The organism is Novosphingobium sp. FKTRR1 (assembly GCF_020404405.1).
Classification (GTDB): domain Bacteria; phylum Pseudomonadota; class Alphaproteobacteria; order Sphingomonadales; family Sphingomonadaceae; genus Novosphingobium.
The window spans coordinates 1-5162 of record NZ_JAIZDA010000072.1; the positions used below are offsets into that span (position 1 = coordinate 1).

Annotated in this window: 3 protein-coding genes and 1 tRNA gene; 2 read left to right on the top strand and 2 right to left on the bottom strand. The window is 62.5% G+C overall.

What is annotated here, in order from left to right; genetic code table 11:
• Window positions 1-91: 91 nt before the first annotated feature.
• Window positions 92-2962, top strand: coding sequence for an EAL domain-containing protein (locus LDN95_RS22745; RefSeq protein WP_305082593.1), 2871 nt, complete (start codon window positions 92-94; stop codon window positions 2960-2962).
• A 120-nt stretch (window positions 2963-3082) separates the two neighbouring features.
• Here the strand turns inward: LDN95_RS22745 and LDN95_RS22750 are convergent.
• A tRNA-Tyr gene (locus LDN95_RS22750) sits at window positions 3083-3168 on the bottom strand.
• A gap of 268 nt (window positions 3169-3436) precedes the next feature.
• Here LDN95_RS22750 and rlmB point away from each other — a divergent pair.
• On the top strand, window positions 3437-4204 hold the full coding sequence (gene rlmB, locus LDN95_RS22755; RefSeq protein WP_226019785.1) for a 23S rRNA (guanosine(2251)-2'-O)-methyltransferase RlmB: 768 nt from the start codon (window positions 3437-3439) through the stop codon (window positions 4202-4204).
• Window positions 4205-4275: 71 nt separating this feature from the next.
• On the opposite strand, the gene LDN95_RS22760 is transcribed toward rlmB, so the two are convergent.
• Window positions 4276-4773, bottom strand: coding sequence for a transposase (locus tag LDN95_RS22760; RefSeq protein ID WP_226019786.1), 498 nt, complete (start codon window positions 4771-4773; stop codon window positions 4276-4278).
• Between the last annotated feature and the right edge of the window lie 389 nt (window positions 4774-5162).

Genomic DNA, 5162 nt, shown 5'->3' on the forward strand with positions numbered 1-5162 from the left:
GATACCGTTCCGTCACCGGCACCGCACGCCTCTCTGGCCAGTCCGCACTCAGCGCAATCCGAGACCTCGTCGACGGACGCTTCGCGGTCGCTTGATCGGCCTCATTGCCAACCACCTGAGCAGTTACGCCAAAGCTGCTGCGTTGATTTGCGGCACCCCAATTGCACTCGTCAGCCTGGTCGATGAAAAGCGCCAGTGGTTCAAGGCCAACGTCGGGTTGACCGGCGTCTCGGAGACACCGCGCAACCTTGCCTTTTGCGCGCATGCCATTCTTGGCGACAGCCTGTTCGAAGTGCCCGATACCACGGTCGATCCGCGCTTTGCGGACAATCCTCTGGTCACCGGCGCTCCCGGCATCCGCTTTTACGCCGGTGCGCCCTTGCGGCTCAGCAGCGGCGAAAAAGTCGGCACGCTGTGCGTGATCGACCATCAAGCGCGCAAGCTGACCGACGGTCAGCGCGAGGCATTGACCCACCTTTCGGCGGTGACCGCCAAGTCGCTGGAAGGTCGCTTCGTGGTCAAGCGACTGCAAACTGCGCTTGATGGATCGCGCTTCAACGAATCCGGGCTGCGGCTGGTCGTCGACAACGCCCCGTCGATGATGGCGTACTGGGACAAGAACCTGAACTGCGTGTTCGCCAATCGCGCATATGAACGCTGGTTTGGTGTCCATTCGGATTCGATTGTCGGAATCAACATCGAGGAATTGCTCGGACCCGAACTGTACGAGCTGAGCAAGCAATACATCGCCGGCGCACTTGCTGGCGAGGTTCAGACATTCGAGCGGGTCATTCCCGGAACCGGCGGGATCAATCGCCACAGTCTGGCCTACTACGTTCCCGACATCGTCGATGGCGAGGTCGTGGGCTTTCTGGTTCAGGTGAGCGACTTGTCCGCGCTCAAGCACGCCGAACAGTCGCTGCAGGAAGCCCAGCGGCTTGGCCATATCGGCAGTTGGGAATGGTCGCCGCAATCCGACAGAACCGTATGGTCGGCCGAACTGTATCGCATAACCGGGCGCGACCCGGCGCTGCCGCCGCCGACCTTTGCCGAACACGGCGAACTGTACACCCCGGAAAGCTGGAAGCTGCTGCAAAATGCGGTGAACCGGGCGCTGCAGCTTGGCGAGCCCTATACCCTTGAGCTGGAGTTCGCGCATCCCGACGGCACTGCCAGATGGCTTGAGGCGCGCGGCGAGGCCCGCTTTGACGCGACACGCTCGACCACCGTCCTGCGCGGGACGGTTCAGGACATCACGCTGCGGCGCAAGCTTGTCGCCGAACTGGCTGAACAGCACGAGTTGCTGCGCGTCACGCTGCAATCGATCGGCGACGCGGTCATCACCACCGATGCCCAGGGGGCAGTGACCTGGCTGAATCCGGTAGCGGCACAGATGGTCGGCTGGTCGTCGGTCCATGCCAAGGGGCGGCCACTGGACGAGGTGTTCTGCGTGGTGGACGAGGAATCGCGGCTACCGTGCATGAGCCCGATCGATCAGGTCATCGGACAAGGCAGGATCACCGGAAAATCTTCCAACACGGTCCTGATTTCGCGCACCGGCAAGGAGTACGACATCCAGACCACCGCTGCGCCGATCCGCAGCGAAGCCGACAAGTTGCTGGGCGTCGTCGTGGTTTTTCACGACGTGACCGAGCAACGCCGCCAAAGCAAGGAAATCACCTATCGCGCGCAGCACGATGCGCTGACCGGTCTGGTCAACCGGGCGGAGTTCGATATCCGGCTGCAACGCGCCCTGCACACGGCAAAGACCAAGGGGCTGGTGCACACCTTGATGTACATCGATCTGGACCAGTTCAAGATCGTCAACGACATGTGCGGCCATGCCGCTGGCGACAGGCTGCTGCAAAATGTCGCCAACCTGCTCAGGGGCGTAGCGCGCGAGCGCGACACGATCGCGCGCCTTGGCGGAGATGAATTCGGGCTTCTGCTCGAACATTGCACGTACGACAACGCGCAGACCGTTGCGCAGCAAATCTGCCACCGGCTCGACGACTCCCGCTTTCTCCACGATGGCAAGCGCTTCAGGATCAGCGCCAGCATCGGCCTGGTGCCGATCGACGCGCATTGGAAAAGCCCGATCGCGATCATGCAGGCCGCCGACCGGTCGTGCTATGCCGCCAAGGAAGCCGGGCGAAACCGCGTGCACGCCTGGTTCGAAAAGGACGAGGCCCTGCTTGCCCGGCAATGCGAAATGCAATGGGCGGCCCGACTGGAAAGCGCCTTCGACGAAGACCGCTTCCGGTTGTATGCGCAGCGGATCGTCCCGCTCGATGGCAGCGGCGGCGGGCATCATCTCGAAGTGCTGCTGCGGCTGGTCGAAAGCGACGGCACCGTTTTTCCGCCGGGCGCGTTTCTGCCTGCCGCCGAGCGGTTCAATCTGGCAACACGGATCGACCGGCTGGTCTTGAGAAAGGTCGTCGAACGGCTGGCCGCGCGCCTCAATCTCTCTGCCTACGAGATGGTCTGCGTCAACATTTCGGGCCAATCCATCGGCGACCGCGCGTTTCACCGCGAGGCCATCAGAATCCTGAGCGCGGCGGGGCCGACGGTATGCCAGCGCATCTGCCTCGAAATCACCGAAACCGTGGCCATCACCAACATGACCGAGGCCCGCGTGTTCATCGAACAGGTCCACCGTCTCGGCGTCCGCATCGCGCTCGACGATTTCGGCGCGGGCGCCGCGACGTTCGGCTATCTCAAATCATTGCCGATCGATGTGCTGAAGATCGACGGCCAGTTCGTGCAGGATCTGATCAGCGATCCCCTGAACGAAGCCGCCATGCGCTGCTTTGTCGACATGGCGCGCATCATGGGAGTCAAGGTCGTGGCCGAATGTGTCGAGACCGAAGCGATCGCCGCGCACCTGACCCAGATGGGCGTGAACTACGGACAGGGGTACTTGTTCCACCGCCCCGAACCGTTCGACAACATCCTGATCTGAACCCGCGCGGGCACGCCACCCTTGCGGGATCAGATCGCCCGAAGTTGACAGAACCGGCCCACGACCGACCGCATCGGCAAACCCGGATATCTCCCGATTTGCCGGGCTCCGGAAGGATGGTGGTGGACAGGGGTGGATTCGAACCACCGTACGCTCTCGCGGGCAGATTTACAGTCTGCTGCCATTAACCACTCGGCCACCTGTCCACACCAGTGCTGCCGGTGCGGGGCGCTAACCCCGTTGTGGCCGTTGTCGGACTGTTGCCCGAAAACGACCGTCCGGCCGAGCGAGGCGCCCCTTTGGCGAAGCATTACTTGCCTGTCAATGGGGCGACTGGCAGAGGGCTATCGATAATTTCGGGCGCCGCAATTTTTCCGCGCGCGCCGCCAACTGCAAAGGTGACAAATGCCAAGCCGTGATCGTTCGGGCGCCCCCCCTCGCAAAGACACTTCGTTGCGCGGCCGCGCCGGCCGCATGCAGGGTGGGCGCGGCTCAGGCCGGGCCAGCACCGGCGCGGTGCGCCTGTGGGGCCGCCACGCGGTCGAGGCAGCACTGACCAACCCCAACCGTACCGCCAAGAAGCTGTGGGGCACGCGTGAGGCCATTCAGGCGCTGCTGGATGACAACGACGCCGAACTTCCCGTCAACCTCCCCGTGGAATACGCGCAGGCCGCCGATCTGGGGCGGCTGGTCGCGCGCGATGCGCCGCATCAGGGACTGGTGCTCGAATGCCTGCCGCTGGACGACGTGGCGCTCGACGATGTTCTGGAAGATTCGGACGGTCGCACGCTGGTGCTGCTCGATCAGGTGACCGACCCGCACAACGTCGGCGCGATCCTGCGTAGCTGTGCGGCGTTCGACGTGGCGGCAGTGATCACGCAGGACCGCCACGCTCCGCTCGAATCGGGGGTTCTGGCCAAGTCGGCCTCTGGCGCGCTCGAGGTGGTGCCGTGGGTCCGCGTGGTCAACCTGAGCCGCGCGCTTGAGGACATTGCCGAGGCCGGATACTGGCGGATCGGCCTTGATGGCGATGGCAAGGCGACGTTCCCTTCGGCGCTGCCGACCGGGCCGGTTGCGCTGGTGCTCGGCGCCGAAGGCGAAGGGCTGCGGCACAATGTCGCGCAGCACTGCGATTCGATCGCGCGGCTGCCAATCGCCTCGGCCGTCGAAAGCCTCAACGTTTCGAACGCGGCGGCCATCGCGCTTTATGCGGTGGCAACGCGCGAGGTTGCCGATGACTGAACGCGGAGTGGCTGGCAAGTTCTTGTAACTATGTATATATTTCCTTGCCTACAAGAACACCAGCTATAGCGTCAGGCCAGTATGCCGTCCCCGGCATTCCGGAAACCGTTCGCTTTCGGCCCGCGCTTTTGCGGCACCAGCGCCGTGCCGGTGTGCTCCTCCATGGCCTTCAGCCAGGCGGGCGAGCCAATCGGGCGGCCGACGCTTTCCGCCTTGCGCAGCGCGGCATAAGTCAGCGCTTCATCCATGGCGACCGATCCGAACCGGCCCTGCCACAGGTGCCCGGTTGTCCGGTGCCGCGCATTGATGAAGCCGGTGTAGCGACGATGGAGATCGCCAAAGGTGCGCCACAGGCCATCTTCGTCCTGCGGACACAGGATCACGTGCACGTGGTTCGGCATCAGGCAACAGGACCACACCTGCACTTGCGCTCGCTCTGCCGCCGCAGCCAACAGATCAAGATAGAACGCGTAGTCCCCATCTTCGAAAAACGTCTGCTGCCGACCGTTCCCGCGCTGGGTAACGTGGTGCGGGATGCCGGGAAGAAAAACGCGAGGCAAGCGTGCCATGAAACGCTATGGCGACAATTCGGCATTTAGTAACGTGTCACCGCAATCTATTTTTGTTCAAAAAATTTAAATAAAGCTTCGCGCAAAATGCTGTGAAGGACAATGCAAACCCCCACTCTATCTGAAAAAAAACAAGTACAATGGATATCGCCACCGACGTCACGAAGTAAATTTCTATAAATATCTTCATCATCAGAAGCATCCGTTTGCAAGACCAAAGCCGCCAAAGATAAAACCCACAGGATCGGTTAGCTCCGCTCCCGTAACTGCTCAGGTGGTTGGCAATGAGGCCGATCAAGCGACCGCGAAGCGTCCGTCGACGAGGTCTCGGATTGCGCTGAGTGCGGACTGGCCAGAGAGGCGTGCGGTGCCGGTGACGGAACGGTATC

Excerpts from the sequence above, each read along its gene's own strand:
- LDN95_RS22760 (WP_226019786.1), bottom strand. The coding sequence starts at position 4,773 with ATGGCACGCTTGCCTCGCGTTTTTCTTCCCGGCATCCCGCACCACGTT.
- rlmB (WP_226019785.1), top strand. The coding sequence starts at position 3,437 with ATGCAGGGTGGGCGCGGCTCAGGCCGGGCCAGCACCGGCGCGGTGCGC.